Annotated in this window: 30 protein-coding genes, 1 tRNA gene and 1 pseudogene; 21 read left to right on the top strand and 11 right to left on the bottom strand. The window is 56.8% G+C overall.

The genetic code is table 11. The features are described 5' to 3' along the window. The first annotated feature begins 46 nt into the window (after window positions 1-46). On the top strand, window positions 47-505 hold the full coding sequence (tadA, locus tag ACN0WW_RS00160; RefSeq protein WP_417608151.1) for a tRNA adenosine(34) deaminase TadA: 459 nt from the start codon (window positions 47-49) through the stop codon (window positions 503-505). Window positions 506-508: 3 nt separating this feature from the next. On the opposite strand, the gene ACN0WW_RS00155 is transcribed toward tadA, so the two are convergent. Continuing rightward, on the bottom strand, window positions 509-1,309 hold the full coding sequence (locus ACN0WW_RS00155) for a LytR/AlgR family response regulator transcription factor (RefSeq protein ID WP_417608149.1): 801 nt from the start codon (window positions 1,307-1,309) through the stop codon (window positions 509-511). Then, window positions 1,306-2,538: a sensor histidine kinase gene (locus ACN0WW_RS00150; protein WP_417608147.1), complete on the bottom strand. Its 1,233-nt coding sequence runs from the start codon at window positions 2,536-2,538 to the stop codon at window positions 1,306-1,308. Before ACN0WW_RS00150 ends, ACN0WW_RS00155 begins: the two co-directional genes overlap by 4 nt. A gap of 160 nt (window positions 2,539-2,698) precedes the next feature. Here ACN0WW_RS00150 and ACN0WW_RS00145 point away from each other — a divergent pair, with 160 nt between their 5' ends. Then, entirely contained in the window at window positions 2,699-3,280 is a 582-nt protein-coding gene (locus ACN0WW_RS00145) for an HD domain-containing protein (RefSeq protein WP_417608145.1), read from the top strand. A gap of 19 nt (window positions 3,281-3,299) precedes the next feature. On the opposite strand, the gene ACN0WW_RS00140 is transcribed toward ACN0WW_RS00145, so the two are convergent. After that, window positions 3,300-3,839, bottom strand: a complete 540-nt coding sequence (locus ACN0WW_RS00140) for a winged helix-turn-helix transcriptional regulator (protein WP_417608143.1) — start codon at window positions 3,837-3,839, stop codon at window positions 3,300-3,302. Between the two features lie 172 nt (window positions 3,840-4,011). Here ACN0WW_RS00140 and ACN0WW_RS00135 point away from each other — a divergent pair, with 172 nt between their 5' ends. Further along, on the top strand, window positions 4,012-4,341 hold the full coding sequence (locus ACN0WW_RS00135; RefSeq protein WP_417608141.1) for a CC_3452 family protein: 330 nt from the start codon (window positions 4,012-4,014) through the stop codon (window positions 4,339-4,341). A 172-nt stretch (window positions 4,342-4,513) separates the two neighbouring features. Next, window positions 4,514-6,604: a RelA/SpoT family protein gene (locus ACN0WW_RS00130; RefSeq protein ID WP_417608939.1), complete on the top strand. Its 2,091-nt coding sequence runs from the start codon at window positions 4,514-4,516 to the stop codon at window positions 6,602-6,604. Window positions 6,605-6,623: 19 nt separating this feature from the next. Here the strand turns inward: ACN0WW_RS00130 and ACN0WW_RS00125 are convergent, their stop codons facing one another. Continuing rightward, window positions 6,624-7,199, bottom strand: a complete 576-nt coding sequence (locus tag ACN0WW_RS00125) for an FKBP-type peptidyl-prolyl cis-trans isomerase (RefSeq protein WP_417608139.1) — start codon at window positions 7,197-7,199, stop codon at window positions 6,624-6,626. A 50-nt stretch (window positions 7,200-7,249) separates the two neighbouring features. Next, a complete protein-coding gene (gene rpsU, locus ACN0WW_RS00120) occupies window positions 7,250-7,456 on the bottom strand; it encodes a 30S ribosomal protein S21 (protein ID WP_067197663.1) in 207 nt (68 codons plus the stop codon). 259 nt (window positions 7,457-7,715) lie between these two features. Here rpsU and ACN0WW_RS00115 point away from each other — a divergent pair, with 259 nt between their 5' ends. From ACN0WW_RS00115 to ACN0WW_RS00100, 4 genes are all read left to right on the top strand, one after another. Further along, window positions 7,716-8,480 (top strand): class II aldolase/adducin family protein, encoded by a 765-nt coding sequence (locus tag ACN0WW_RS00115; protein WP_417608137.1) that lies wholly within the window; start codon window positions 7,716-7,718, stop codon window positions 8,478-8,480. A 97-nt stretch (window positions 8,481-8,577) separates the two neighbouring features. Continuing rightward, window positions 8,578-9,117: a (2Fe-2S)-binding protein gene (locus tag ACN0WW_RS00110; RefSeq protein ID WP_417608135.1), complete on the top strand. Its 540-nt coding sequence runs from the start codon at window positions 8,578-8,580 to the stop codon at window positions 9,115-9,117. A 172-nt stretch (window positions 9,118-9,289) separates the two neighbouring features. After that, window positions 9,290-9,640 carry an arsenate reductase (glutaredoxin) gene (gene arsC / locus ACN0WW_RS00105; protein WP_417608133.1) on the top strand — a complete coding sequence of 117 codons (351 nt, stop codon included), beginning with the start codon at window positions 9,290-9,292 and terminating at the stop codon, window positions 9,638-9,640. Between the two features lie 48 nt (window positions 9,641-9,688). Next, window positions 9,689-10,420, top strand: a complete 732-nt coding sequence (locus tag ACN0WW_RS00100; protein ID WP_417608130.1) for a ParA family protein — start codon at window positions 9,689-9,691, stop codon at window positions 10,418-10,420. Between the two features lie 15 nt (window positions 10,421-10,435). Here the strand turns inward: ACN0WW_RS00100 and ACN0WW_RS00095 are convergent, their stop codons facing one another. Together ACN0WW_RS00095 and ACN0WW_RS00090 are read right to left on the bottom strand one after the other, a co-directional pair. Continuing rightward, on the bottom strand, window positions 10,436-12,805 hold the full coding sequence (locus tag ACN0WW_RS00095; protein ID WP_417608128.1) for a putative bifunctional diguanylate cyclase/phosphodiesterase: 2,370 nt from the start codon (window positions 12,803-12,805) through the stop codon (window positions 10,436-10,438). An 89-nt stretch (window positions 12,806-12,894) separates the two neighbouring features. Further along, window positions 12,895-14,625: a fatty acyl-AMP ligase gene (locus ACN0WW_RS00090; RefSeq protein ID WP_417608126.1), complete on the bottom strand. Its 1,731-nt coding sequence runs from the start codon at window positions 14,623-14,625 to the stop codon at window positions 12,895-12,897. 58 nt (window positions 14,626-14,683) lie between these two features. On the opposite strand from ACN0WW_RS00090, the gene ACN0WW_RS00085 reads away from it, so the two are divergent. From ACN0WW_RS00085 to ACN0WW_RS00065, 5 genes and pseudogenes are all read left to right on the top strand, one after another. After that, entirely contained in the window at window positions 14,684-15,331 is a 648-nt protein-coding gene (locus ACN0WW_RS00085) for a regulatory protein RecX (protein WP_417608125.1), read from the top strand. Window positions 15,332-15,417: 86 nt separating this feature from the next. Beyond that, entirely contained in the window at window positions 15,418-16,119 is a 702-nt protein-coding gene (locus ACN0WW_RS00080; RefSeq protein ID WP_417608123.1) for a cold shock domain-containing protein, read from the top strand. Between the two features lie 16 nt (window positions 16,120-16,135). Then, the gene (locus ACN0WW_RS00075) at window positions 16,136-16,642 is read left to right on the top strand and encodes a DUF192 domain-containing protein (RefSeq protein WP_417608121.1); all 507 of its coding nucleotides are present in this window, start codon (window positions 16,136-16,138) and stop codon (window positions 16,640-16,642) included. Between the two features lie 78 nt (window positions 16,643-16,720). Next, complete coding sequence (locus tag ACN0WW_RS00070; protein ID WP_417608119.1) at window positions 16,721-17,128, top strand: NADH:ubiquinone oxidoreductase subunit NDUFA12; 408 nt, start codon at window positions 16,721-16,723, stop codon at window positions 17,126-17,128. Beyond that, window positions 17,125-17,565, top strand: a pseudogene (locus ACN0WW_RS00065) (DUF2155 domain-containing protein); the annotation flags it as partial. The gene ACN0WW_RS00070 and the pseudogene ACN0WW_RS00065, both read left to right, overlap by 4 nt. Before the next feature lie 35 nt (window positions 17,566-17,600). Here ACN0WW_RS00065 and aat read toward each other — a convergent pair. After that, the gene (gene aat / locus ACN0WW_RS00060) at window positions 17,601-18,470 is read right to left on the bottom strand and encodes a leucyl/phenylalanyl-tRNA--protein transferase (RefSeq protein WP_417608117.1); all 870 of its coding nucleotides are present in this window, start codon (window positions 18,468-18,470) and stop codon (window positions 17,601-17,603) included. Between the two features lie 63 nt (window positions 18,471-18,533). Continuing rightward, complete coding sequence (locus ACN0WW_RS00055) at window positions 18,534-19,439, bottom strand: hydrogen peroxide-inducible genes activator (RefSeq protein WP_417608115.1); 906 nt, start codon at window positions 19,437-19,439, stop codon at window positions 18,534-18,536. 393 nt (window positions 19,440-19,832) lie between these two features. Here ACN0WW_RS00055 and nhaA point away from each other — a divergent pair, with 393 nt between their 5' ends. From nhaA to ACN0WW_RS00040, 3 genes are all read left to right on the top strand, one after another. Beyond that, a complete protein-coding gene (gene nhaA, locus ACN0WW_RS00050) occupies window positions 19,833-21,026 on the top strand; it encodes a Na+/H+ antiporter NhaA (protein WP_417608113.1) in 1,194 nt (397 codons plus the stop codon). Between the two features lie 76 nt (window positions 21,027-21,102). Then, on the top strand, window positions 21,103-21,498 hold the full coding sequence (locus ACN0WW_RS00045; protein WP_417608111.1) for a YbaN family protein: 396 nt from the start codon (window positions 21,103-21,105) through the stop codon (window positions 21,496-21,498). A 52-nt stretch (window positions 21,499-21,550) separates the two neighbouring features. Then, window positions 21,551-22,771 (top strand): aromatic ring-hydroxylating oxygenase subunit alpha, encoded by a 1,221-nt coding sequence (locus ACN0WW_RS00040; protein ID WP_417608109.1) that lies wholly within the window; start codon window positions 21,551-21,553, stop codon window positions 22,769-22,771. Between the two features lie 18 nt (window positions 22,772-22,789). Here the strand turns inward: ACN0WW_RS00040 and ACN0WW_RS00035 are convergent, their stop codons facing one another. Then, window positions 22,790-23,326, bottom strand: coding sequence for a cupin domain-containing protein (locus tag ACN0WW_RS00035; protein WP_417608107.1), 537 nt, complete (start codon window positions 23,324-23,326; stop codon window positions 22,790-22,792). A gap of 256 nt (window positions 23,327-23,582) precedes the next feature. Between ACN0WW_RS00035 and ACN0WW_RS00030 the strand changes: the two genes are divergently transcribed. Both ACN0WW_RS00030 and ACN0WW_RS00025 read left to right on the top strand, forming a co-directional pair. Further along, window positions 23,583-23,658, top strand: a tRNA-Trp gene (locus ACN0WW_RS00030). 27 nt (window positions 23,659-23,685) lie between these two features. Next, window positions 23,686-24,075, top strand: a complete 390-nt coding sequence (locus tag ACN0WW_RS00025) for a VOC family protein (RefSeq protein WP_417608105.1) — start codon at window positions 23,686-23,688, stop codon at window positions 24,073-24,075. A gap of 3 nt (window positions 24,076-24,078) precedes the next feature. Here ACN0WW_RS00025 and ACN0WW_RS00020 read toward each other — a convergent pair whose 3' ends face one another. Further along, window positions 24,079-24,714: a TetR/AcrR family transcriptional regulator gene (locus tag ACN0WW_RS00020; RefSeq protein WP_417608103.1), complete on the bottom strand. Its 636-nt coding sequence runs from the start codon at window positions 24,712-24,714 to the stop codon at window positions 24,079-24,081. An 87-nt stretch (window positions 24,715-24,801) separates the two neighbouring features. Here ACN0WW_RS00020 and ACN0WW_RS00015 point away from each other — a divergent pair, with 87 nt between their 5' ends. From ACN0WW_RS00015 to ACN0WW_RS00005, 3 genes are all read left to right on the top strand, one after another. Further along, window positions 24,802-25,689 (top strand): phytanoyl-CoA dioxygenase family protein, encoded by an 888-nt coding sequence (locus ACN0WW_RS00015; protein ID WP_417608101.1) that lies wholly within the window; start codon window positions 24,802-24,804, stop codon window positions 25,687-25,689. 203 nt (window positions 25,690-25,892) lie between these two features. Continuing rightward, on the top strand, window positions 25,893-26,087 hold the full coding sequence (secE, locus tag ACN0WW_RS00010; protein ID WP_417608099.1) for a preprotein translocase subunit SecE: 195 nt from the start codon (window positions 25,893-25,895) through the stop codon (window positions 26,085-26,087). 31 nt (window positions 26,088-26,118) lie between these two features. Beyond that, on the top strand, window positions 26,119-26,440 hold a 322-nt coding region (locus ACN0WW_RS00005; protein WP_417608097.1), incomplete at its 3' end, for a transcription termination/antitermination NusG family protein.

The following is a 26,440-nucleotide window of genomic DNA, read 5'->3' as shown; positions in this document are numbered from 1 at the left end:
CGGTTCGCCTATAGCGTTCCTTTCGGTTCCGCGCTAATCGAATAGCATGGCGGCAGCGAAATATACTTCTTTTATGGGCGATGCGCTGGCATTGGCCAACGCCGCCATCGCTGTCGATGAAGTGCCGGTAGGGGCCGTTATCACCAAGGATGGCAAAATTATTGGCCGGGGACATAACCGGACGCGGATCGACCATGATCCGACCGCCCATGCCGAAATCATCGCGATTCGCGAAGCGACCCGTTTTCTCGGCGATGACCGGCTCGACGACTGCGACCTGTGGGTTACGCTTGAGCCTTGCACAATGTGTGCTGGTGCCATCGCTCATGCCCGCATCCGCAGGCTATATTATGGCGCAGAAGATCCCAAGGGCGGCGCGGTTGACAATGGAGTCCGTTTTTTCGAGGCGCCCACCTGCCATCACAAACCCGAAGTCTATTCCGGAATTGAGGGAGAAGGCTCCGCGCAATTGCTATTGGAATTTTTCCGGCACCGTCGGGACTAGCGCCTAATGCACGAAGCGCGCGACCACGTCGCGGTAGCTGCGGCTGACCTTAACCTGCGCACCTGACCCAAGCACAAGAAAACATTCGCCATTGGTATGCGGCTTCACTTCCCTGACCTGGCTGAGGTTGACGATCGTCGAGCGATGCACACGCTGAAAATTGCGGGGATCGAGACGCTTTTCCAGATCTTTCATGGTTTCGCGCAGGATCAGGCTGTTGTCGGCGGTATAGATGCACATATAATCGCCGGCCGCATCAATCCGTTCAATCGTATCCACATCGACGCGGAAAATCTGTCCCCGGTCCTTCACATTGATCAGCTTCTCATAGCGATTCGCTGATGCCGGTTCATCGGAGTCATCGATGTTGGCCATCGCGTCAGGCGCGACTTCGCTCAAAACATTCTTGAGCTTTTCGAGTTCGGCACCACCGCGTTTTTCCAGCAGCCGCTTGCGCACCCGGTCAATCGCGTCAGCGAGCCGGTCTTCCTCGACCGGCTTGACCAGATAATCGATCGCTTCCGCTTCGAAGGCACGGACCGCATGTTCGGAGTAAGCGGTCACAAAAATGAACAACGGGGGTTCTATCTCCATGATTCCCTGAACCACCGAAAAGCCGTCGAATCCCGGCATCTGGATATCGAGGAACACCAGATCGGGCTTCAGCGTCTTGATCTTGCGAATCGCTTCCCGGCCGTTGCAGCAGGTGTCGACCACCTCAATATCCTCAAATTTTTCGAGCCGGATCTGCAAGCCCTGGATCGCCAGCTTTTCGTCATCGACTAATATCGTTCTGATCGTCATGTTTTTAAATCCTTGTGCTGAAAGGACGCCATCGCGGTCACATTTACCGGGTCTCGCTGATGGCCATCGCTCGATGCATGCTCGCCAAAAATTGTTTCGTTTCTCACTTGTTCTTCCGTTGTCGCGTGCTTTGCCGCTTCCCGTTCAATCTGTTCTCTCGTTTCGAACGGCAAGGCGATCACCACCGAAAAGCCTTCGCCGGGAGACGAACGCGTTTCAAACGTCGCGCCTTCTCCATAGGCTTGGTTTAATCGCTCCTGAATATTACCCAGACCCACGCCCGTCGAACTGGATTTACTGGACGCTGTGCCGACATTGCCGGGACCGGTATCCGATACCGTTATCCGCAACTTTTCGCCATCGAGTTGAGCGGACACCGAAATATCGGCCCCTTCTTCCTGCGGCGTCACCGCATATTTTATGGCATTCTCGACCAGCGGCTGCAGCAGCAGGGATGGCAACAAGGCATCGCGAACGGCCGGATCGATATCGAAATGCGACCGCAGTCTTTCCTCGAAGCGCATCTTCTCGATATCCAGATACAGATGCAGGGTTTCGACTTCCTGCGCCAGCGTCACCCGGCTGTGGACCTCATTGACCAGCGTATGGCGCAAAAAGGAGGAGAGCCGTGACAGCATCGCATTGGCCGGTTCCGTCTGGCGGAGCAGCACCAGCGTCGAAATGCTGTTCAGCGTATTGAACAGAAAATGAGGATTGAGCTGATAGCGCAGCATCGCCAGCTGCGCGCGTGTCGCCTGTGCTTCCAGCTGCAGCAGCTGGTCATTCTGCTCCTCGACGCGCAGGAAGAAATTGATCGCATAATAAAGCGCCGACCACGCCCCGAGCATCATGATGCCGAGGAACAGCGAGCCGAGAAACAGAGTGCCGAAGGCGGTTTCCGTGGCCGGATTCTGGATGAGAAAAACCCAGGCATCGATGAAGGCATATAGCGAGGCGGCAATCGTCAGGATCACCGCCGTGCTGCTCCAGGTCACGATCGGTCGCCGGTGGATCAGATTCTTGTAGACCACGGACAACAGCAGCGAAATGGAATAGCCGGTAATCGTTGAAATGATCACGGGCACCAGGAAACTCAGCGGCAGGCCGTTTGAAATCCCGCCGATCGCGCGCAAGATCAACGCACCGGCCCAGCCCGCAGATTGCAGGTTCCAGAACGCCCGGTTCTTGTTGCCAAAAAACGGCTGGGGACGAATATCGAGAACGGCCATCGCGTTATCTATAGCGGGCCATTGCCGGTTGGGGAAGAATCGCCTATCAATTGGGTAAATAAGACGACGAACGCCGCTTTTTCGACCGAAATGCAAAATAATTGGCAGTTTCGGCGACAAGAACGTGGCTGAAGATCGACAATAGACACAGGAGAAGATCATGGGCGGTCCCAACGAACTACGCGCTAAATTTCCTTCCATGGAAGAGGGCACACAGGAAGACTGGCAGATTATCGGCGGCCACTTCGGTCCTTTTGCCAGCAAGGTGGCCGACCGAGTGCTCGATCATCTAAAACTGCTCGACGGCGATTTTGGCGGTTTTCCCATCGACCGCATGCAACATAGCCTCCAGACCGCGACTCGCGCGCATCGTGATGGCCGCGATGAGGAATATGTGGTGATGGCGCTGCTGCACGACATTGGCGATACGCTTGGCACCTATAACCATCCCGATATTGCAGCGGCGATCCTGAAACCTTTCGTCAGTGAAAAAAATCACTGGATCACCGAAAAGCACGGCATCTTTCAGGGCTATTATTTTTTCCACTATCTCGGGCAAGATCGCGAGATGCGCGAGCAATTCCGGGGACATGAACATTTCGAAGATTGCGCCGAATTCTGCGCCAAATATGATCAAACCGCATTTGACGCAGCCTATGATACGGCGCCGCTGGAATTTTTCGAGCCGATGGTGCGCCGGGTCATGGCACGGCCGATAAACAGTATTTACGCGACCGTTTAGCGTCCGTTCGCAAACGGCATCAGGCCACCGACGATTCGCCTATTTCCCGGAGATGGCGCACGACCATATCATCGCGATTGGCGCCAGCGGCTTCGGATTTTAGTTCCGCTTCATCAATCCAGCACAGATCGTCCATTTCAAGCACCCGGTCGTCATGCGCTCGCATGCTGATCGGTCGGATGGGCTTGCGATCACGCGAGTCACATAGAATGGGATTCGAGGGCACTCCGGTCTCCCATCGTTCTCCCCACTGCCGCAAGGCAATCATGGTGGGCAGCAAAGCTTGCCCCTTGTCCGTCAGCCGATATTCGACCTTACGTTTGTCATGATCGCATGGCCGCCGGGTCATGATCCCGGCTTCCACCATCCGCGTGAGCCGGTTGGCAAGTATGTTCCGGGCGATCCCTATCTCGGAGAGAAAATCCTCAAAATGACCGACGCCGTTGAGCGCGGCTCGCAATATCATGAAACACCAGCGTTCACCGATAACTTCCAGTGATACGGGCAGGCTGCACTCACCGCTTGCCAGACTTGATAGATCTTCTCTGATTTTATCCATGCAAACATTCCTAAACCAGTTTTCGGGCAAGTGCGAAAAAAATATAAGTTTTTAGTTGCAACTTAAAACCTTTCTCTATAAGTATCGATTCGCAACCTAAATTGCAACCGGAAATTTCTCCCCGCTGGGCCGCATGAAGCGACCCGGGATCAGATTGAAGAAAGGACATATCATGCTTCTCTCCCAAAGCCCGCTTCGCGCGTCGATGATCTTCTGTGTCGCAGCGATGACCTCGCTCACCCTGTTCACGGCAACCACGGTTGAGGCGCGCACCAAAGCCGTGGTCTATACCGCAGAATTGCAAGCCCCGGTCGAAGCCACGCAGGAAATCATCAAGGATACCGTTATCCACTGTGCTGGTACCGAATGTATCGGTGGCCAGAGCAGCTCTGCGGCAAGGACGATTTGCGCCAAGATCGTCGATGAGTTCGGACCCGTCGCCAGTTTTACCTATAAGGGCGAAGCGTTCGACACCGAGGCGCTCGCCAAATGCAACAGCTGATTTGAAGATCCCCGCCTGACCGGCTTTCCTCTCCCTAAAGCAGCCAGACAATGACTGCGGCCGGTCAGCTATAGCGCCGAAGCGATGCTCTTGGTCCGACCCCCGGACATTAGTGACCGCTTCGGCGCTCTTTTTTGTTGCCCCGGCCCGGAAAGCGCACCATCTTCATTTCATGCTCAGGCAATATGAACTGGTAGAACGGGTCCGATCCTATGAACCCGATGCAGATGAAGATCTGATCAACCGCGCCTACGTCTTTTCGGTACAGCGCCATGGCAGCCAGATGCGGGCCAGCGGCGATCCCTATTTCAGCCACCCGATTGAGGTCGCCGGCCTGATGACCGACCTCAAACTGGATCAGCAGACGATCGTCACGGCGCTGCTTCACGACACGGTCGAGGATACACTGACCACAACCGAAGAAATCGGCAGATTATTTGGTCAGGAAATCGCGCGCCTGGTCGACGGCGTGACCAAGCTTTCCAAAATCGAAGCGCAGACCGACAATGAGCGAGCAGCGGAAAACCTGCGGAAATTCCTGCTGGCGATGTCGGATGACATCCGTGTGCTTCTGGTCAAGCTCGCTGACCGCCTGCACAACATGCGCACGCTTCATTTCATCAAGAGCGAGGAGAAGCGGCAGCGGATCGCGCGTGAAACGATGGATATCTATGCGCCGCTTGCCGAACGAATCGGCATGTATGAATATATGCGCGAGATGCAATTGCTGGCTTTCCAGCATTTGGAACCGGAAGCCTATGATACGATCACCAAAAGACTGCAGGCGATCAAGGAAGGCGACGAGGGGCAGGTAGACAAGATTTCGCTGTCGATCAAAAAAGCACTCCAGAGCGGCGGGCTTGCGGCAGAGGTCAGCGGCAGGGAGAAACACCCCTATTCGATCTGGCGCAAGATGCAGGAGCGGCATGTCAGCTTTGAGCAGCTGACCGACATTATGGCGTTCCGGGTCGTCACCGACAACAGCTCGGAATGCTACCGGGCACTGGGAATCCTGCACAAGAAATGGAAAATGGTTCCAGGCCGGTTCAAGGATTATATCTCGACGCCCAAGCGCAACGGCTATAGCTCGATCCACACTACGATCATGCACGGCACCAATATGCGGGTGGAAATTCAGATCCGCTCGCAGCGCATGCACGAGGATAACGAGTTCGGCCTGGCGGCGCACTGGGCTTACAAGCAGGGCAACCGTCCCGACGGCCAGGCTGGCTGGATTCGCGATCTGATCGAGATTCTCGACCAGGCGGAAGATGCCGAGGAATTGCTCGAGCATACCAAGCTCGCGATGTACCAGGACCGGATTTTTGCCTTCACGCCCAAAGGAACGTTGCTGCAGATGCCGCGGGGCTCGACCACCGTCGACTTCGCTTATGCCGTTCACACAGATCTCGGCAATCAAGCCGTCGGTGCCAAGGTCAATGGCCGTCATGTACCGCTGCGCACCCAGCTGCAAAATGGCGATGTCGTCGAAATCCTCAAATCCAAGGGTCAGGAACCGCAGCCCGGCTGGTTGTCCTTTGTCATTACCGGCAAGGCGCGCGCGGCAATCCGCCGGAACGTCCGGTTCAAGGAACGCGACGAGATGATCGCGATAGGCACAGAACTCTATGAAGAAATCATCGAACGGTTGCCCGGCAAGATCGGCAAGCGGGCGATCAAGGCAGGGCTGAAACGGCTAGGCATGGCGGAGCCCGACGATCTGATGATGGCGATTGGTACGCGCGAGCTCAGCGACCGCGAGGTGATGGAAGCGCTCATGCCCGGCAGCGTCAACGACAATGAAGACGAACGGCAATGGCCAGAACAGGATCGGGCGATTTCGATCAAGGGCCTGACCCCCGGCGTCGCGTTCAATCTTGCCGAATGCTGCCATCCGGTGCCCGGCGACCGCATTGTCGGATTACGGCGCAGCGGCGAGAATGTTGAAGTTCATACGATCGACTGTCCCAGTCTCGCCGATGGCGTGGATGCAGACTGGGTCGACCTCAGCTGGGGCAATGAAAGCGATGGCGCACCGGCGCGGCTATGCGTCGTGCTGCACAACAAGCCGGGCACACTGGCAGAGATGGCGGGGATATTCGGCTTTCACAATGCCAATATTCTGAACCTGCGCCTGTCGCACCGGGATGGGCCGTTTCACACGTTTGACGTGGCGCTGGAGGTGCACAATGTCCATCATCTGATGCGGATATTGTCCGCGCTGCGCGCATCGGAAGCGGTCGCGCAAGCCGAGCGCGCCTGATTTCAGATTTGTAGAAAAGTCAGGGAGCGGGCGGTGGTCCGCCGGGTACGCCCTGGGCCTGCATCTGCATCCGCAATTCTTCCATCTGCGCCTGCGAAATAAAGTCGATCAGAGTCACATCGAAGATCAGCAGGCTGTTGGGCGGAATCTGATCACCGGGAGACGCCTCACCATAGGCCAGATCGGACGGGATCCAGATGCGATATTCGCCGCCCTTCTGCATCAATTGCAGCGCTTCGGAGAAACCGGGAACAACGCCGCCAACCGGCATCGGCGTTTGCTCATTTGCATCAAAGACCGTGCCATCGCGCAGCCGGCCCTCATATTTGACCAGAGCCGTATCGGTGGCGGTGGGCGAAGGCCCCTCGCCTGGCTTGAGAACCTTGTATTGCAGCCCTGACGCAGTCGTTTGCACGCCATCCTCATCCGCATTCGCAGCGAGAAACTGTTCGTTGCTGGCGCCGCTTACAACCGCATTCTGAGTTCCCGTATAAGCGAGAAGCAGCGCGGCAATAACGACCAGCAAAAGACCGAGCCAGAGCTTGGTCAGCGAACCTTTTTTGATGGGATGTATCGGAACAGTCGTGACTGACATGGTCAGGCTACCTTATATTCGTGGAGCCGAAGCGTTAAAATCAGGGCTCTTTAGATAAGGCCGTCGCGTTCCATGCGCTTGCGGTCCATCTTGCGGGCGCGGCGAACGGCAGCAGCCTTTTCACGAGCACGCTTTTCAGATGGCTTTTCATAATGGCGGCGAAGCTTCATTTCGCGATAAACGCCTTCACGCTGCAATTTTTTCTTGAGCGCGCGCAGCGCCTGATCAACATTATTATCGCGAACCATGATTTGCATAAGACTGAGTAACTCCGTTCAAATTTCGTAGCGGACCAGAAGCAATTTCTTCTGGCCTGAATTGGTGTAAAAGCCATAAAAAAGGGTTTGCAGCAGAATCAATCTGCTTCAATCTCGCGCCGCCTATCAATTTCTCGGCACCTAGGCAAGCTTTTACACGATTTATTGCGCGAATGACAGGTGCTTTGCATTCCTGTTTCTGACGCTTTGCTATAGAATATCCACCAAAGGCGAAAGATGCCGATTCGAGGAGAGAAAAATGGCCACCGCGATCAATGTCCAGTCCAGCTGCAGCGAAGAAGAGTGGAAGGCGCGCCAGAAGCTCGCCGCCTGCTACCGCATTTTCGCCTATCTTGGCTGGGACGAGCTGATTTTCAATCATATTACGCTGAAAGTACCCGGCGAAGATGATGCCTTCCTGATCAATCCCTATGGCCTGCATTTCAGCGAAGTGACTGCCTCGACGCTGGTCAAGATTGACATCGATGGCAATACGCTCGACGGCTCGACCTACCCGGTCAACAAGGCCGGTTTCACCCAGCATAGCCTGTTCCACCGCGAACTGCCGGATGTCCATGCGATCATCCACACCCATACCACGGCAACGATGGCCGTATCCTCCGTTGAAGGCGGCCTCCAGCCGGTCAATTTCTATGCCGCAGCGGTCGTCCCGCGCCTCGCCTATCACAAGTTTGAAGGCATCACGGTGCACGAGGACGAAGGCCCGCGCTTCCTGGCGAGCCTTGGCAAGAAACGGATGATGATGCTCGAAAACCATGGGCCGGTCGTGATGGGCCGAACATTGGAAGAAGCCTTCCTCAACCACTGGGTCTTGCAACGCGCGTGCGAAATCCAGATGCAGACGCTGTCGATGGGCAAGCCCGTGATGATCGGCGAGCAAGTGATCAAGAAACATCTGGAGAATCTGTCGCAAGCCTCCATCGATCCGATGCAGCAGGGTGTGCCTGAATTTGAAGCGATGGTGCGGCTGGTGGATCGCGAAGATAAAAGCTGGCGGGAATAGTCGCTATCTTCGTCATGCTGAACTTGTTTCAGCACCCCTTATTGCATAAACCGCTCTCAAGATCCTGAAACAGGTTCAGGATGACGAGTTAAATCAGATGACCAAATTCACCGTCAATGACCGCCCGGTCTGGTACCGGATGGACCCGGACACGCCGCTGCTCTGGGCGCTGCGCGATGCATCCAATCTGACCGGCACGAAATATGGCTGCGGTACCGGCGACTGCGGCGCCTGCATGGTCGAGGTCGATGGCGAGGCGATCCGGTCCTGCCTGGTCACCATCGGTGAGCTGGAAGGGCGTTTTGTCACCACGATCGAGGCTCTGTCGCGCGATCGCAGCCATCCCGTGCAGCAAGCATGGGCGGCAGAAAATGTGCCACAATGTGGTTTCTGTCAGTCGGGCATGATCATGGCCGCGGCTGTTTTGCTAAAGAAAAATTCCAATCCGTCAAAAGCGGCAATTGACGAAGCGATCACCAATATCTGCCGCTGCGGCACCTATCCGCGGATCCGCGAGGCGATCCAGCGCGCCGGACGGGTCGCTCGGGGTGAAGCCGTACTCAGCGCAGCACCGCCGCCCGGTATCGATCCGGAAGATGCGGCCAAGGCGGTACCGGCACTCACGCCTAAAGAATAGCGGCGGAATGAGCGCGCGCCTGACCTTTCGCTACGAGCGGACCCCGGCATGGCGTTTTTCTGCGCCCACCCGCCAAATTCGCCGATATTAACGTCAATTGCACCGGATTTTTCTTTGAACCCTGCCGCCAACTGGTGTTTATGGAGCCTTTAGGACGAAACGGGAAAATATCATGAAAGCGACCATCTGGCACAATCCGAAATGCGGAACATCCCGCAAGACTCTGGCAATTCTGGAAGAAACGCCAGACGTCGACCTCACCGTAGTTGAATATCTGAAAAACCCCCCAAGCCGTGCCAAGCTGGAACAGCTTTTCGACGATGCTGGAATGACCCCACAGGAAGGCCTACGGGTACGCGGTTCGCCGGCTGAAGAGTTGGGCCTGACAAAGGAAAATGCATCCGCCGACGAGATTCTGGATGCGATGGTGCGAGAACCGATCCTGATCGAACGGCCTTTGGTTGAGACCGACAAGGGGGTCAAACTGTGCCGTCCGCAGGAGCTTGTGCACGAACTTCTCTGACTGAGCCCGTTTTCGGCTGATTTCGAGCACCAGGGACGAGGACAAATAATGTCAGTAATTGCGGTTTACAGTATGAAGGGCGGCGTTGGCAAAAGCTGCTCGGCCGTAAATCTGGCCTGGAATAGTGCGGTCGGCAGTTCCCGGCGGACACTGCTCTGGGACCTCGACCCGCAAGGCGCTGCGTCTTTCATCCTCCGGGGTAATCATCGGGAACGGGATCGCGCGCGCGCGATGGTCGCCGGCACCGTAAAGCCGGAAAAATTGATCCGGCGTAGTGAAATAGAAAATCTGGATCTTCTGGCAGCCGACGTCTCCCTGCGCGGGCTCGACCGGCTATTCTTTCAGATCAGCAAGAAGCGGTATCTTGGAAAATTGCTCAAGAACATCGGTCGGGACTATGACCGGATCATTCTGGATTGCCCGCCGGGCCTGACGGAGACCAGCGAACAAATCCTGCGCAATGCGGATATTGTAATTTTTCCGGTCATCCCATCGCCACTTTCGGAGCGTGCGCTGACCGACGTCCAGACCTTTCTCGATAGCAGCGGCAAAAAGCACGCACCGTTGTTGCCGGTCTATACGATGGTCGACCAACGCCGGTCGATCCACAAACAGGGGCTGGCCCGACGGCCAAAATGGCCGGTCATTCCCATGTCGAGCGCCATCGAACAGATGACCAAATTGCGAAAACCGGTCGGCAGCTTCGCGCCTCGCAGCCCGGCCGCGCAAGCCTATGCCCGGATCTGGCGCGGGATCGAAAAGCGTCTCGCCAAAAAATAGACCGCGCGCGTGCGCCTATGCTGATCTTTTGTTATATTCAAGCAGCTCGCTATCAAATACCTCGAACAAATTTCTGGCGTCTTCGGCGGCCATCGGACGACCGAAATAATAACCCTGAATTTTGCGGCAACCCAGCTTGCGGATCATTTCCACTTCTTCTTCGGTCTCAGCACCCTCAGCGGTCGTGCTCATGCCCAGAGAATCGGCCATCGCAACCACCGCACGGATAATGGCAAGGCTTTCCGGGGCATTTTTAGCGGCTCCCTTCACAAAGCTGCGGTCAACCTTGATGGTCGAGAAACGGGTCTTGCGCAAATAGCCGAACGACGAATAGCCAGTGCCGAAATCATCAAGCGACAGATTGACGCCCATCGCGATGACCTGATTAAGGACCTCCGCAGCACCGGTGCCTTCGCGCAGAAAAATGCTCTCGGTAACCTCGATCTCAAGGCGGCTGGGAGGAAGCCCGCTCTCTTCCAGAGCGGAGACAACCATCGCAAGGAAATTGACTTCGGTCAACTGATCCGCAGACACATTAACCGCGAGTTTGACTGTCTCCGGCCACTCCATTGCCTGCTTGCACGCTGTCCGCATGACCCATTCGCCAATCGGCACGATGAGGCGGGCCTCTTCCGCCAGCGGCACGAATTTTGCGGGCGAAACCGTCCCAAATTGCGGGCTAGTCCAGCGCAACAACGCTTCAAAACCCACGACACCGCCGGTGTCAGCGCTGACTACGGGCTGATAGTTTAACGACAGCTCGTCCTTTTCCAGCGCCTTGCGCAAGGCTATTTCCATCACCCGCCGCTCTTCTGCCTGGACATGAAGCTGGGGTTGGTAATGCGTAAACGCGCCGCCGCCCTGATCTTTCGACCGATAAAGCGCCAAATCGGCACTGCGCATCAGCATTTCGACTGTACGCCCGTCACGTGGCCCGATCGCGGTGCCGACGCTGGCACCTATATATAGCGTATGCTGGTCGACAGCATAAGGCCGGGACAGGGTTTCAATAATCTTTTGGGCCAGCGATTCCATATATTCGGTATCGCTTGTTTCTTTCACCACAACAGCAAATTCATCACCGCCAAGGCGACCACAGAGCTCGTTGTCGGTCATGATAGATCGCAAACGATCAGCTACGCGCTCCAGCAACCGATCTCCCACAGGATGGCCCAGCGTGTCGTTCACCGCCTTGAACCGGTCCAGATCGATCATCATGAAGCCACAACGCCCGTTCCATTGCTCGGCGGTTTGCATGGCTTTCCGTACGGCATCTGTCAGCTGCATCCGGTTTGGCAGGCGCGTCAGCGTATCAAACCGTGCCAGATGCGAGATCTTGTCGGCGGATTCGCGCTGCTCCGTAATATCCGATCCGACGCCGCGGAAGCCGTGAAACACGCCATGGTCATCCAGTTTCGGAGACGCCGACAATTCCCACCAGCGATTTTCACCGTTAATCTGGACGGGTACCAGCATGTTGCTGAAGCTGTCCCGTCGTTTCAACTTTTCAGCCAGTTCGTGCAACGCCGGTGAAAATTGGCCAGTGTCCCAGGACTGGCCGGCAACCAGTTGCAGGAACGGCTTGCCTTCGATCTCTTCCGCCGACTTGCCGACCGCATGGGCAAAGCGCGGCGACACATGCGTAACACGACGCGACGTATCGGTCTGCCAAAGCCAGTCGGCACCGGTGTCCTCAAATTCCTTGAGCAATAGGCTGACCACTTCGCTTTTTTCGGTCAGATTGGCTTCGGCAACGCGTCTTTCAATGAAGGACCGCCCGGTCATCAGGCAGCCGGAAATCAACAGCACGGCGATCGCGATCGACGCCAGCGCCAGATGAGGGCTGCCGACATACAGCCAGCCAAAAATACAAGCGACACTCGCCGAAGCGATGAACATTATGCTGCTGAGCGGCACGGTCGACAGAAGCATCGCGGAGCCCACCATCAGGCAAACGATCGTCGCCCATACCGGGATCATCTCGATGGCGGTCGTGTTGAAAGCGAACAGCAAAAATCCCGCGCCCCACAGCGATCCGCCTATCGCAGAAATAGCATAGATCACCGTCATGTCGGAGCGATCGATCGTTTTTCGCCGCAACGCCGCCATTTTGCGATAGGTCATCTCAGAATATGTGTATATCGCGATCAAGCTCGCGAGCCACGCGCCGAGAAAGGCAATATTGATTTTGCCGATGCCCAGTTGAAGGACCAGCAGACCGCAAACGATTGCCGCCACGATCTTCAACAGGCCGTGCTGGCTGTTGCCATTGAACTGCAGCGCACGAATTCTGCCCCAATCAATCCCGGCAGGATCGGAAAGGCCAAGCAGAACGCTTAGCGGGATGATGCGCGGCAAACCGGATTGGGCGAGATTTTTTAACACCGCCTTTCCTTACGCTCAAAGTCTTAGCGAAAGGTAAGCACCGGCCTCAAAATCTATTGGCAATCTCCGGACAACGGCGTCAGCCCGGATCAGGCAGCCACCGCATAGGGCTGAATATCACCGGAAAGATATAGATTGCGGGCCTTGGCACGGCTCAGTTTCCCGGAACTGGTGCGCGGCAAGGTGCGCGGTGGTACCAACTCGATCACACAGTTCATTCCGGTAATCGCCCTAACCTTCTCCCTGATCTCGTTCCATAGCCGCAAACGCTCGGTCTCATCGGAGGTCCGGCATTGCACAAGCACGGCTGGCGTCTCTTCGCCGCCCGGCGTGGTAATGGCGAAGGCCGCAATATCGCCAGCCTTAAATCCTGGCAATTGTTCCACTGCCCATTCGATATCCTGCGGCCAGTGATTTTTGCCGTTGATGATGATCATGTCCTTGGCGCGACCGACAATGTAGAGATAGCCGTTCGAAAGATACCCCATATCGCCGGTATCCAGCCAGCCATCGACGAGGCAGGCATCGGTTGCCTCCTGATCGCGATAATAGCATTCCATCACCGCCGGCCCCTTCATCCAAACTTTGCCGACCGATTTTTCGGCCAGCACCGCGCCGTTTTCTTCGCGGATTTCCAGCTGCGTATCGCGCACCGGCTTGCCGCAGTTGACAATAGCCCGGAAGCGTTTCGGACGACTACCGTCGCTCTTTTTCTCTCCGGAAAGCTCGGTTTCTTCGACCAGCTCGACTTCCATGCCTTCGCCTGAGGGCATCAAGGTCACGGCCAGCGTTGCTTCTGCCAGACCATAGCTTGGCAAAAAGGCCTTGGCGTCAAATCCTGCCGGCGCAAAGGCATCGGTGAACCGCTGCATCACATCCGGCCGGATCATGTCCGCGCCGTTGCCGGCCAGCCGCCAGCGGGAAAGGTCGAACCGTTCCTGCACGTTGGACTGGCTACCGATGCGGCGCGCACAAATCTCGTATCCGAAGGTCGGGGAAAAGCTGCAAGACGTACCGGGATTGCGGGTGATCAGGTCGAGCCAGGATAATGGTCTCCGCGCGAAATCTGCGGTTTTGAGATAGTCGGTCGAGACCTGGTTGGCGACCATCGACAGGAAACAGCCGACCAGGCCCATATCATGATAGAAAGGCAGCCATGAAATACAGCGATCACTGTCGCTAATCAGCATCCCGTGGGCATGCGAGCCAAGGTTGTGCAACAGGGCCTTGTGCGAGACGGCAACGCCGTGCGGGAACCGCGTCGAACCACTGGAATATTGCAGATAGGCAATATCGCTGCTGCTCGCCGTCGGCAATTGAGCGTCTGGGACATCCTTCTGGGAGAAGGCATCCCATCCAAAAACGGGAATGGAGCGAGACTGACCGGCAGCGCCTGCCAGATCCGCTATCTCGTCCGGGAACAGCAATATCGCCGGATCACAGCTGTCCAGTTGCACGCCGATCTGGTCGATATAGCTCTCCTTGCCACCGAAAGAGGTCGGCAACGGCAGCGGAACCGGCAGCGCGCCGGCATAGACGGCGCCAAAAAACAGCGCGCAAAATTGCGGCTCGGTATCGGCAATCAATGCCACCCGATCACCGGGCTTAATGCCAGCCGCGATCAGTCGCTTGGCTGACGCCAAAGCGTCCTCCCGCAATTCGCTGAAGGGATAGACGCGTACCAGCGATGCACGGGCATCGTGAAAATTAAAGCCCTTTTTCCCTCTGGCCGCATAGTCCAGTGCATCGCCCAGAGTATCAAAGTCGGAAAAACGGCGCGGCAGTTCATCCGAGGTCGGGGTTGGTGTCAAATCGGTCATCCAATATCCATTTCCGGAAGGTCCAGCCTTCCTAAAATCAATCTCTGTCGCGTGATAAATGGAGCAGATTGTCTTTTCGACACTCCGATTACCCGCATTTAACAAGGTCCTTGATAACCTCTGGCGTTTAAATTTCGACCCGACTGTGGCACAAAAAGGGCAACCGCGACACTTGAAAGCCAAGCCGTTGAAAAACAGCGTTAAAACGTTAGATCAGAAGAGCTTGCATCAGCTCGCTATACGCTATGTCGAGCGATATGCAACGAGCCGGAAAAAACTGGCTGATTATCTGCACCGCAGAATCCGGGAAAGACAATGGCAGGATGAAGATCCTCCGGCGGTAGAACAGCTGATCGAGCGTTTCGTCGCGCAGGGCTATATCGATGACGCTTTATACGCGCAGAACAAGGCGTCCGCACTTGTCCGCCGCGGCTATGGAACGCGCCGCGTGTCGCATGCGCTTTATCAGGCCGGTATCAGCGAGGCGGACGGACGCCGAGCGTTTCAGATCAGCGAAGAAAACAAATGGGTGGCCGCCGAAAAATTCGCTCGCAAGCGCAAAATTGGTCCTTATGCCGAGGGCGAGCAGGACCCTGACAAGTGCCGCAAACAGTTACAGGCCTTTCTTAGAGCCGGCCATGATTTTGACTTGGCCTCGCGCTTTGTCTTCGCAAAACCTGGTGAGCAAATAACCTTCGAAGACTAGTTCTAGACGCAACAAGTAGATTGCTATGTTGCACTAGTTTGCATCTTTTGACGTCATGAATCGCCAGTTTAATAATATTGTGATATATGCCGCCAAGCGATTCGAAATCTGTTAGACTTTTGATTTGCCTTAGTTTTGTTCGGAGATACATCGTGGCTAGCTTATTTGCGGAACCCGGCCCTGCGGATAGTCACGCGCCTCATGCCAGCGAAGAACCTGATTCGTCGCATCAGCATGAGTTGCGCCAGGCCACAGGCCGCGTCAAATGGTTCGACAGTCATCGCGGCTTCGGCTTCATTGTGCCAGAAAATATTGTTCCAGAAAATGGCGACGGGGACGATGATGGCTCGCTGCCACAATCAGATATATTGGTCCACTGGAGCCTTCTGGAACCACACGGCAGGCGCGAATTGCCTGAGATGGCTTTGGTCACCTGCGAATATGCTTCCGCACCAAAAGGTCTGCAGGCGACAAAGATTCTCGACATTGATCTTTCAGAATGCGCGTCGGCAAGCAACCCCTCCGCGACTTCAGGCACGCGTCAGGCCATGCATATTGTCGATGACGATTCCACTTTCATCCATGCTGAGGTCAAATGGTTTAATCGCGCAAAAGGCTACGGATTTCTGGTGTGCGACGACTTCGACGGCGATATTTTCCTGCATATGGAGACGCTGCGCGATGCCTGCATCGATGAAATTGTGCCAGGCCAAACCTTGATGGCCCGCATAAGAGACGGAAATCGTGGCCATATGGCCGTGCAAGTCGATCTTCCCCGACGAGCCTGAACAAGAAACGAACCTGATGATGAAAATATCGAAAGCGGTGACGCTTTTCCTCACCTTGCTGTGTGCAACCGGACTGTCCGCCTGCCATGTCCAGTCGAGCGACACTGCGGCGGCGTCTGTTCAACGCGATTTGCCTCCATCCGAAGCTGGCCTTGACCAGGCTGCGCTTAGTATTCGCACCGAAGACGGACGGCGAGATTTCATTGTCGAGGTGGCCGCCAGCAGCGCCCAGCAAGCCCAAGGACTGATGTTCCGCAAGCAACTGGCTCCCGACAAGGGGATGATATTCCCGTTTCGAGAGGATCGAGTCGCAAGTTTCTGGATGAAGAATACCGTCATTCCGCTCGATATCATCTTCATTCGCCGGGATGGAACGATCGAATCGATTGCAGCAAATACCACACCCTATTCGCTCGCTCCGGTCAGCTCGAACGAACCGGTTGCCACGGTGCTTGAAATTGCCGGTGGCCGAGCGGCCGAGCTGTCGATTGCGCCCGGCGATACCGTCACTTGGCAGCAATGAACTTTGCAACCGCCAACATCCCTGCGATTTGACATTTTTTCATTGCGAAGCGCATGGCTGCGGGGCTAAGCGAACGCGATGAGCATATTGGCAAAAATATTCACTTGGTGGAACGGCGCGACAATCGGGACATCCCTGTTTAGCGCCCGCAACGGCAAGCGCGTCGGCGAGGATGTGTTTGGCAATCTATATTTCGAGGCAAAGAAAGCCGGCACCGGTCATCCGGCCGGCCGACGCTGGGTAATTTACAATGGTGCTAATGACGCCAGCCGTGTGCCACCCGAATGGCATGGGTGGCTGCATCACAGCTATGATGATATCCCCGAAAGCTATCTGCCACAGCCGCGAATTTGGGAAAAAGAACCAAGCGTCAACCTGACCGGCACCGCGCGCGCCTATCGCCCGGCCGGAGCCTTGGAACAAGGCGGTCATCGCGCCGCAGCGACTGGCGACTATGAAGCCTGGAACCCCGCCGAAGCGGAATGACAGGCATGAAACGCCAAGCCATTGTACCTTCAATTCTGGCGCCTATGCTTCTGCTCTCCGGCTGTAGCTGGTTCAGCAGCGATACTATCGATGAGAACGCAACCGGTCAGGCTGCCGAAAAGGGCAAAGTTGCTGCGACCGACGACGACCTCGTTACCCCCGCAACCGAGCAGATCGGAACACCGATGGCGGAACGCGTCGCCACGCTCGGTTTTCTAAACAAACGCAACGGACTGACGCGTGATCTTGAACTGCGCCCGGGCCAGTCTGTCCGGATCGGACGCGCCCTTGTGCGCTTGCGCGCCTGCGAAAGAACCGCCCCCTGGGAATTGACCCCGGAACAGGGCGCCTTCGTCCAGCTACTGGTCAACGAACGCCCGTCCGAGCGATCCGGCGAAGATCAGTGGAAGCGCGTTTTTTCCGGCTGGCTGTTTCGCGAGTCACCGTCGCTGAATGTCGTGGAACATCCGATCTATGATGTTTGGGTCAAAAGCTGCGCGATGAGCTTTCCGGGAGAGGAAGATCCTCCCGAAGATTCCACTGACCCTACTGCTCCGCGAACATCTTCGTCCAATCTCGCCAACAGCGCATCAAGTGCGCCAAATGAAACGGAACCGGCCCCCGAATCCGCACCATCGCCTGCGCCACCATCGCCTGCGCCACCGGCACCCGCAGCCAGGCCAAAACCAGCCCCCGACAACGCGCCCGAGGATCTGATCGGCGACCTGATCGCGGACACCGACAACGGCGCATAGTCTTTTACCTTTTGCAACTCTGCAAGATAGGCCGCCTGGCTGATCTCTATCGCCCCCAAAGATGCCAGATGGTCGGTCATGAACTGACAATCGAGCAACGCAAATCCACCGACTTTTAATCGTGCCACCAGCCAGGCCAAGGCGACTTTCGAAGCATCGCTGACGCGCGAGAACATGCTCTCGCCGCAAAAGGCGCCGCCAATAGCCAGACCGTATAGCCCGCCAACCAGAATGTCCCTTCCGGTCTCCTCGTCCGATAACCAGCATTCCACGCTGTGCGCATGGCCGCGCTTGTGCAGTTGGTTAAACGCCTCCTCAATATCGGCGTTTATCCATGTTTCGCGGCGATCGCTTGCCTTCGTGGCACAGATCGCGATGACATCGGCGAACGCTGTGTCAGCCGTTACGCGAAAGCGGTCTGATCGGATTGTTTTGCGAAGCGACCGGGACAGCCGGAAATTATCGAGAGGAATGACCGCCCGGGCCTTGGGTTCGACCCAGAAGGTCTCGGGGTCATCGCGCGCATCAGCCATCGGGAAGATACCCGATGCATAAGCTTTCATGAGCAAGTCGAGATCGATGGTCATGACCCAGCGATAACCCGATCGGCCCTGTTCGCCCAAACGGAAATCAACACAGACTGTCGCTCCCTAGTCGGCCATCAAGACGCGGGCTTCGTCGGCAATTTTCTCTGCAATCGCCAGATATTCACTCGCAAAGCCGGCATTGGTGCGCCAGGCCGCGCCGATGCTGCGGGTCACTGCCCAACCTTCGACGTTGAGCAGCGCGACATCGCCGCCGCGGGCCAGTTCGGAACGGACGTAGAGTTGCGGCAAAATCGCTAGCCCCAGTCCGGAAGCCACCATCTGCCTGACGCTGTCGAGGCTTGTCCCCTCATAGTCGCGCAACAGGTTCATGTCATGCTGCTGGCACTGACGGACAACGTCCCGATGCAGGTGATGCCGCCGGTCGAGGCTTAACACCGGCAAGCCGGCGAGATCATCCAGAGTCAGATGCTCCCGGGCCGCCAGCGGATGATCGGGCGGTGCCACCAGGATCAGCGGTTCCCGAAACAGCGGCTCGATATGCAGATTTTCACCCTCGATTGGCAAAGGCCCCAACAACATGTCGATGGAGCCCTTGGTCAATTCCATCGCCTGCAGATCGGGTATCCCTTCCCGCATGTAGAACCGCAGGTCCGGACGGGTGCGGTGCAGCGCGCCGATCACTGGCGGCATCAGATAGGGGCCCAGCGTCGGCGAAACACCGAAGCGCAGAATGCCCGCCAGACTGTCACTGGCCCGCTCGGCGAGATCGCGAATATCCTTGACCTGTACCAGGACGTGCCGCGCCCGATCTGCAATCTCCCGGCCGACGGGCGTCAGTTCCGCGCCATGCGTCCGCCGCTCCACCAGAGTGACACCCAGTCTTTGTTCAAGCGTCCGCAATTGATGGCTCAGCGTCGGCTGCGAGGCGGCGGCGGCCTGCGCGGCCTTGCCGAAATGGCGGTGATCGGCGACGGCAACCAGATATTCGAATTGGCGTAACGTAGGCATGGCGGTGGTTCCAGACTATAGAAACATTCTATCGATTATAACGATTTCATTCGATTGGAATTATCATCTGATGTGAGTCATATCAACGCTATTGATGCTGACGGATGAGAGAAAGAGAATAACGTCGTGGAACCACATACCAACAGCTCAGTCCGGGAGGATCAAAAACCATCCAAGCGGATCACAGATGGTCAGGAAAATAGCGAACAGCTGCGCGAACTGAAGCAATTACAGCGCAACCTGGCCGACCGGATCCGCAAAATCCAGCGCGGAGGACAATATAGCCGGTCTGGAAAAACTGGATAATTCTGCTAACCCATCCCCCAAACCCTGGGGCGGCGGCACACCCTCAATCGCCAGCCGCCCCGATTTTTTTAATCTGGACAAGCCCCAATGGTAAAAAAGATGGGCAATGCCCTGCAAGAATTCATAGCCCAGGAAACGAGCGCCGGGATCGTCTTGTTCTGCGCGGCAGTGGCGGCAATGATCGCCGTCAACAGCGCCCTCAATCCTTATTATCTCGCCTTTCTGGATATCCCGGTCGCGGTGCAATTTGGCGGTCTGGAGATCGCCAAACCCCTGTCCTTGTGGATCAACGATGGCCTGATGGCGATCTTCTTCTTTCTGGTCGGACTGGAAGTGAAACGCGAGCTGCTCGAAGGACAGCTTTCCAGCCTCGAGCAAGCCTCGCTGCCAGCCATTGCCGCCGTGGGCGGCATGGCTCTGCCAGCGGCCGTCTTTGTCTATTTCAACTGGAATACTGCCGAAAATATCAATGGCTGGGCGATTCCGGCAGCAACCGACATTGCCTTCGCACTCGGGGTATTGGCATTGCTCGGCAAGCACGCACCGGTTTCCCTGAAGATTCTGCTGCTGGCGATCGCGATTATCGATGATATCGGTGCGATCATCATCATTGCTCTGTTTTACACCGCAGAAGTATCCGGCTTCTCGCTGCTGCTGGCAGGCGCGGGAACGGTGCTGCTGTTTGCGATGAACCGAATGGGAGTCGTCCGCACAGCGCCCTATATTCTGGTCGGCATATTTCTCTGGATCTGTGTCCTGAAATCCGGTGTTCATGCCACGCTCGCCGGCGTCATTGCTGCGCTTGCGATCCCGCTGAACGCAAAAGATGGCAGCTCTCCGCTCAAACATCTGGAGCATTTCCTGCACCCCTGGACCGCCTTTCTGGTGCTGCCGATATTCGCTTTCGCCAATGCCGGTGTCTCCCTGGACGGGCTGCAGATTGCCGATTTGCTGGCGCCGCTGGCCCTCGGCATCGCCGCTGGCCTCGTGATCGGCAAACAATTGGGCGTGTTCGGCTTCATGTTTTTGGCGACCAAAATCGGCCTGGTCAAACGCCCGGCCGGGGTCAGCTGGCTGCAGCTTTATGGTCTTGCTTGCCTCACCGGGATCGGCTTCACCATGAGCCTGTTCATCGGCAACCTAGCCTTCGTTGACCCCGACCAGATTGAAACGGTCAAGCTCGGGGTTATCAGCGGATCCCTGATCTCAGGCGTGCTGGGCTACTGCTTGCTGCGATATTCCCCGTCGTCAGATGAAGCGAAAGCCACCCAACCGGCCTGACAGCGCGACGCTCGTTGCCGGACCAGGCGTTGCTGAATCTATCGGCGTTCGCTTCGATCCGTGCTACAGGGCAGCCATGAAACGACAACTCTATCTCGCAGCCGGACTGATGTCGCTGGCGCTTGGCGGTATCGGCGTCCTCTTGCCGCTGCTGCCGACCGTGCCATTCATGATTCTCGCTGCCTTCTGCTTTGCCAACAGTTCGCCGCGACTCGAGTCGTGGCTGGTCGAGCATCGCGTGTTCGGCGGCCATATCCGGAACTGGCGGGAACGCCGTGCGATCTCCCGGCGCGGCAAATGGGCATCAACGATCGCCTTCGCTGTCAGCTGCGGCCTTGCCCTTGCTTTCGTTGCGTTGCCGTGGAATCTCATTCCGATTGCGGCAGCGCTGATCACGGGCACCTGGATTTGGACCCGCAGCGAGCCCGACCCCGAAATCTTGCCGGTGCGCAGCCCTCCGCAGAAAGAATAGTTTCTGCATCTCTCGGATATGATATTCTCCCGCCAAATTTTAGGAGAAAAAAATGTCGCGGCAAGAATTGTTGGAAATGACCCGCTCACTGGTTGAGCATGGCAAGGCAGAAACAATGGAACTGGTCGATGACGTGGTGGCCATACCCGCATCCGACTATACCGATGAAGAACGCTTTGAACGCGAAAAGAACCTGATCTTCAAGCGGCTACCGCTGATGATGGCCCCGTCTTGCGAACTGCCCGAACCGGGCTGCTACAAGGCGATGGAGATGGCCGGCATTCCGGTGCTGATCACCCGCCAGAAGGACGGCACCGCCCAGGCGTTCCTCAACAGCTGCACCCATCGCGGGAACCCGGTGGCCGAAGGCAGCGGCAAGGCAACGCGCTTCACCTGCGGCTATCACGGCTGGACCTTCAAGAATGATGGCGAGCTGCTCGCCATCGCCTCGCCAAAAGATTACGGCACAGTCGACAAGGCGGCGTTGTGCCTGCCGAAATTCCCGACGCTGGAACGGGCCGGCCTGATCTGGGCGACGCTGGATCCAAACAGCACGCTCGACATCGAATCCTATCTTTGCGGCTATGACAATGTGCTCCAGCATTTCGGCTTCGACAGCTGGTACCTGTTTGACCAGCGCACGATTCCGGGACCGAACTGGAAGACCGCCTATGACGGTTATCTCGATTTCTATCATCTGCCGGTGTTGCACAAGAACACGTTCGGCGCAGACTTTTTCAACCGCGCCAATTATTTCTCATGGGGCCCCCACCAGCGGCTGTCCTCGCCCTCGAAATTTGTCCAGAAGACGGGGAGTGACGAGAAGATTGATCTCACCGAGATAGATGAGAAAGACTGGCCGATCGATGCGCTGTTGCAGGGCGTATGGACGATCTTCCCGCATATCTCGATCGCCAGCTTCTACGGCGGCGGCGGACGTGGCGCGATGATTTCGCAGCTATTCCCCGGCGAGACGGTCGGCGAGAGCTACACGACGCAATTCTACGTCATGGAACACGAACCGACCACTGACGCCGTCCGCCAGGGCGCGCGCGAGCAGTTTGATTTCTTGGAAACCGTCGTCGCCGAGGAAGACTATAAAACCGGAAAACGGCAGCACGAAGCGTTGCAATCCGGTCTGATCGATAAAGTCTATTTCGGCCGCAACGAAGGGGGTGGTCAGGCCTTCCACCAGTGGGTCGAACGTTTGACCAACGCCGACGACGCGGAGCTGCAAGAGATCTTTGCGCCGCAATTGCAAGCGGCGGAATAACCGGATTCAGGCGGTGCGTTAAGCCCTCACGGGCGGCACCGCCTCCTTCCATTTCGGTTGCTCTGCGCGCAGCTTTTCAAGCATTTTTTCCCAATAGGCTTCGGTCTTGCCCTTGAACCGGATGTCGAAATCCTCCTGCGTTCGGAATTCGAGCAGCTCGACTCCGTCGTCCCCGACCGTGTAGGTATAGGGCGTGCCGGCGGGCAGAAAAAAGCCGTCGCCTGCGGCCATCTCTGCCGTGCCCATTTTGATATCGCCGCTGATCAGATAATAGAGGCAATCGCTGTCGTGGCTGTGCAAAGGCAAGGGATAGCCGGGCTTGAACCAGACATAGTGAAGCGAAAAGCCGAAGCCGCTGAACAGGCATTTTAATACCGCGCCATCGCCGATACCGGCTTCACCCAGCTTTGCAGCCCCGGCCAGGATCACCGGGTCGTCGTCGACATAAGCCATATGCCCCGCATCATCGAGGCTGGGCGCATCCTTTCCCCTGAAAATCCGCAAAACTTTAAGCGGTTCCGGCTTCTCCGGAACGGGTTTCGCTGCATCCGTCATGATCGGTCTCCTCTCCTTGTCGGCCGGAAGCATAGCAGGGGCTGGCCTTCGCGGAAAAGTCCATAATTGGATAGCAGCCGCATGGCCGTTGAACGAAGCCCGGGCCGCAGTCTCCCGCTATCCGGTCATCCCTCGATCGCAGGCATAGAGGCGCGGTACGATTCATCCATCCGGAGAACAATCACGCTTGCCGAATGCGTCTCAGGACGCTAATGCCCGCGAACTGGCTGTTCCGCGAGGGTGAAACGGCCTGTGCAGGAGTGTAGCTCAGTTGGTAGAGCATCGGTCTCCAAAACCGAGGGCCCACGGTTCGAGTCCGTGCACTCCTGCCATTTTCCTTTTCATGCACCGAAATCATCATGCCCCAGTTCATTTCCGCCATCACGCTGATCGTTCCCGATTATGATCCGGCGATAGAATTTTATGTCGGCCTGATGGGTTTTGAACTGATTGAGGACACGCCCTTGTCGGACGACAAGCGCTGGGTGCTGGTTGCTCCTCCCGGCAGCACTGAAACCCGCCTGCTTCTTGCGAAAGCGGCGAATGAGGCGCAGGAAGAAGTGATCGGCGAGCAGGCCGGTGACCGGGTGTTGCTGTTCCTCGAAACCTATGATTTCGAAACCGATTACGCGATCATGCAGCGCGCCGGCATCCTGTTTCTCGAAGAGCCGCGCGAAGAAACCTATGGCATGGTTGTGAAATGGGTCGATCCGTTTGGCACCAAATGGGATCTGATTGAACGCTATTGACGGCTATCGCTCGATATCGAGCGCACCAGCGATCATCCCCCAAATCTGATGCGTAAGCTTGGCCGGATCCGGCCGGGGCTGCATGGCCATGGCGTGCATGATGCCGCCACGGATGGCGCCGGTTATGGCCGCACCGGCAATCGCCGGGTCGATATGATCACCAATATCCCCGCGCCTGATCCCGGAGGCGATATTGCGAATCGCCATCTCGATCATTTCCTCGTGACGCGCGGACTCGACGGCTGCGACCTGGCTGGTGCGGGCCATCTTGCCCAGAATCACGGGAGCCATCGGGTCATTGTAAAGAAACTCGACCGCAGCCATTAGCCGCTGCCGCTCGCGGATACGCCAGGGAATATCGGGATCGATATACTGGTTCGTCACATGATTATAGCGGTCATAAAAGGCATCGATAATGGCGCCAAGCATCCCCGCCTTGGACCCGAAATAATGATAGGCCAGGCCGACCGATACACCCGCTTTGCCGGCAACCTGACTCATTTCGAGCGCGCCATCCCCCTCGCGCAATATTGCCTCCGCAGCCGCCAGAATTTTCGCGGCGCGAAGCAGTTTGCGGTCGGTGCGCTCGCTCGTCCTGTCCTGCACGGCCATCGCCCGCTTCCCTTCATCATTCACCATCGTTCGTCCCCCTAGATAACATTTGAATTGAATTCAATTCAAATGTTATCTAGCTATGCCGTGCATAACGAATCAGGGAGCAGATGCATGAATATGGAAAGCAGGATGGAGATGGCGCAGGCTGATCTCAGCCCCTGGTTGCATGGCCGCAGCCTTGCCGACGCCTGGGACCAGTATCAGGACGAAGGCTATGTGATTTTCCCGGACGTGCTGACCGCCGGACAGCTCGAACAGCAGCGCGCCGCGCTCAGGCCCTGGCTCCAAGCCGACCGGCGCGGACGCAACAATTTTGAAGGTGCCCAGTCCAACCGCATCTATGGCATGCTCGAAAAGGATCCGGTGTTCGCCGACCTGATCGCCCACCCGCTACAGCTCGCCTTTGCCGAACGGGAACTCGGCGAGAGCTGCCTGCTCTACGCCTGCCTAGCGATCAACCTGCTGCCTGGCGAAACGGCCCAGCCCTGGCATTTCGACGACAGCCATTGCGGTCTGGCGCGCCCGCGCGACCCCTTAAGTCTGTCGACCTTCTGGTCGATCAGCGACACCACCGAAGACAATGGCGCCACCGAGATCATCCCCGGCAGCCACAAATGGGGTGACCAGCAACCAGAGGGAGCCAATCGCGGCTCCGATTTCCAGACCGGCGTCACGGACAAAAAGGACGGCAGCAACGATGACCATCCCGATATGATCAAGGCCGTCATGCCAGCCGGCTCGCTGATGATCGCCAAAGGCACCTTATGGCACCGCGGCGGCGCCAACCGGTCCGACGCCCCGCGTCTGATCGTCACGCCGCAATTTTGCAAGGGCTGGTGCCGGCCGCTGGAACAGCAATTGCTGGCTGTCTCGCGGGAAAAAGTGGCGCAATATCCTAAGCGGGTGCAAGAGCTGCTCGGCTATAATATCCACCCGCCGTTCATGGGCTATGTCGATGGCATGCACCCGAGCAGGCAATTATTGGCCGGCAAACTCTGACCTCCGGAATTTTTGCGCAATTGGTTCCGCGCGATATGGAGGCAGGGTCAGCGCGCATCCTTCACACTCTTTTTCTTGCGAATCCGGGAATCTGCGTCTAAAGGGCTGGTTCTTTCCGAAACCATGCATATATCCGGACACAGTCAAATGGCTGACACCCGGAGTTTATGTTAAAACCGGCGAGAAAGTTTAGGGAATCAAGCATGGCAAAAGTCAATCCAGGCGAATTCATGAATCAGGTCAAGGCCGAGACGAACAAGGTCGTCTGGCCAACATGGCCCGAGACCGTCCGTACGGCGATCCTCGTGCTGATCATGACCACCATCCTGGGCTTGTTTTTTCTGGGCGTTGATTCGATTTTTAACGGGATTGTAGCCTGGCTCCTCAGCCTTGCATAAACGCCCCACTCAGATTTTTTAGGTTATTCGCATGGCACGCTGGTACATCATTCACGCTTATTCGGGCTTTGAACACAAGGTCAAGGAAGCCATTGAGGCGGACGCCAAGCGGCTTGGTCTGACCGAACTGGTCGAGGATATCGAAGTTCCGACCGAAACGATCACCGAAGTCAAGCGCGGCAAGAAAATCCAGTCGGAGCGGAAATTCTTCCCCGGCTATGTGCTGGCCAAGCTGGAAATGACCGACGATGTCTACCATCTGGTCAAGAACCAGCCCAAGGTCACCGGCTTTCTCGGCAGCAGCGGCAAGCCGCAGGCGATCAGCGAATCCGAAGCCGCCCGCATCCTCAACA

The organism is Parasphingorhabdus sp. (assembly GCF_048269865.1).
Taxonomy (GTDB): domain Bacteria; phylum Pseudomonadota; class Alphaproteobacteria; order Sphingomonadales; family Sphingomonadaceae; genus Parasphingorhabdus.
This window is presented reverse-complemented; position numbering and strand designations above follow the sequence as displayed.

What these genes read in the sequence shown, in the direction of transcription:
- aat (WP_417608117.1), bottom strand. Translation starts at nt 18,470, where the DNA reads ATGACCATCGATCTCGACTTGCTCATGAAAGCTTATGCATCGGGTATC.
- tadA (WP_417608151.1), top strand. Translation starts at nt 47, where the DNA reads ATGGCGGCAGCGAAATATACTTCTTTTATGGGCGATGCGCTGGCATTG.
- ACN0WW_RS00145 (WP_417608145.1), top strand. Translation starts at nt 2,699, where the DNA reads ATGGGCGGTCCCAACGAACTACGCGCTAAATTTCCTTCCATGGAAGAG.
- ACN0WW_RS00115 (WP_417608137.1), top strand. Translation starts at nt 7,716, where the DNA reads ATGGCCACCGCGATCAATGTCCAGTCCAGCTGCAGCGAAGAAGAGTGG.
- ACN0WW_RS00055 (WP_417608115.1), bottom strand. Translation starts at nt 19,439, where the DNA reads ATGCCTACGTTACGCCAATTCGAATATCTGGTTGCCGTCGCCGATCAC.
- ACN0WW_RS00155 (WP_417608149.1), bottom strand. Translation starts at nt 1,309, where the DNA reads ATGACGATCAGAACGATATTAGTCGATGACGAAAAGCTGGCGATCCAG.
- ACN0WW_RS00140 (WP_417608143.1), bottom strand. Translation starts at nt 3,839, where the DNA reads ATGGATAAAATCAGAGAAGATCTATCAAGTCTGGCAAGCGGTGAGTGC.
- ACN0WW_RS00100 (WP_417608130.1), top strand. Translation starts at nt 9,689, where the DNA reads ATGTCAGTAATTGCGGTTTACAGTATGAAGGGCGGCGTTGGCAAAAGC.
- secE (WP_417608099.1), top strand. Translation starts at nt 25,893, where the DNA reads ATGGCAAAAGTCAATCCAGGCGAATTCATGAATCAGGTCAAGGCCGAG.
- ACN0WW_RS00045 (WP_417608111.1), top strand. Translation starts at nt 21,103, where the DNA reads ATGAAACGACAACTCTATCTCGCAGCCGGACTGATGTCGCTGGCGCTT.
- ACN0WW_RS00040 (WP_417608109.1), top strand. Translation starts at nt 21,551, where the DNA reads ATGTCGCGGCAAGAATTGTTGGAAATGACCCGCTCACTGGTTGAGCAT.
- nhaA (WP_417608113.1), top strand. Translation starts at nt 19,833, where the DNA reads ATGGTAAAAAAGATGGGCAATGCCCTGCAAGAATTCATAGCCCAGGAA.
- ACN0WW_RS00125 (WP_417608139.1), bottom strand. Translation starts at nt 7,199, where the DNA reads ATGTCAGTCACGACTGTTCCGATACATCCCATCAAAAAAGGTTCGCTG.
- rpsU (WP_067197663.1), bottom strand. Translation starts at nt 7,456, where the DNA reads ATGCAAATCATGGTTCGCGATAATAATGTTGATCAGGCGCTGCGCGCG.
- ACN0WW_RS00080 (WP_417608123.1), top strand. Translation starts at nt 15,418, where the DNA reads ATGCCGCCAAGCGATTCGAAATCTGTTAGACTTTTGATTTGCCTTAGT.
- ACN0WW_RS00110 (WP_417608135.1), top strand. Translation starts at nt 8,578, where the DNA reads ATGACCAAATTCACCGTCAATGACCGCCCGGTCTGGTACCGGATGGAC.
- ACN0WW_RS00085 (WP_417608125.1), top strand. Translation starts at nt 14,684, where the DNA reads ATGGAGCAGATTGTCTTTTCGACACTCCGATTACCCGCATTTAACAAG.
- ACN0WW_RS00070 (WP_417608119.1), top strand. Translation starts at nt 16,721, where the DNA reads ATGAGCATATTGGCAAAAATATTCACTTGGTGGAACGGCGCGACAATC.
- ACN0WW_RS00130 (WP_417608939.1), top strand. Translation starts at nt 4,514, where the DNA reads ATGCTCAGGCAATATGAACTGGTAGAACGGGTCCGATCCTATGAACCC.
- ACN0WW_RS00150 (WP_417608147.1), bottom strand. Translation starts at nt 2,538, where the DNA reads ATGGCCGTTCTCGATATTCGTCCCCAGCCGTTTTTTGGCAACAAGAAC.
- ACN0WW_RS00015 (WP_417608101.1), top strand. Translation starts at nt 24,802, where the DNA reads ATGAATATGGAAAGCAGGATGGAGATGGCGCAGGCTGATCTCAGCCCC.
- ACN0WW_RS00020 (WP_417608103.1), bottom strand. Translation starts at nt 24,714, where the DNA reads ATGGTGAATGATGAAGGGAAGCGGGCGATGGCCGTGCAGGACAGGACG.
- ACN0WW_RS00090 (WP_417608126.1), bottom strand. Translation starts at nt 14,625, where the DNA reads ATGACCGATTTGACACCAACCCCGACCTCGGATGAACTGCCGCGCCGT.
- arsC (WP_417608133.1), top strand. Translation starts at nt 9,290, where the DNA reads ATGAAAGCGACCATCTGGCACAATCCGAAATGCGGAACATCCCGCAAG.
- ACN0WW_RS00135 (WP_417608141.1), top strand. Translation starts at nt 4,012, where the DNA reads ATGCTTCTCTCCCAAAGCCCGCTTCGCGCGTCGATGATCTTCTGTGTC.
- ACN0WW_RS00075 (WP_417608121.1), top strand. Translation starts at nt 16,136, where the DNA reads ATGATGAAAATATCGAAAGCGGTGACGCTTTTCCTCACCTTGCTGTGT.
- ACN0WW_RS00035 (WP_417608107.1), bottom strand. Translation starts at nt 23,326, where the DNA reads ATGACGGATGCAGCGAAACCCGTTCCGGAGAAGCCGGAACCGCTTAAA.
- ACN0WW_RS00025 (WP_417608105.1), top strand. Translation starts at nt 23,686, where the DNA reads ATGCCCCAGTTCATTTCCGCCATCACGCTGATCGTTCCCGATTATGAT.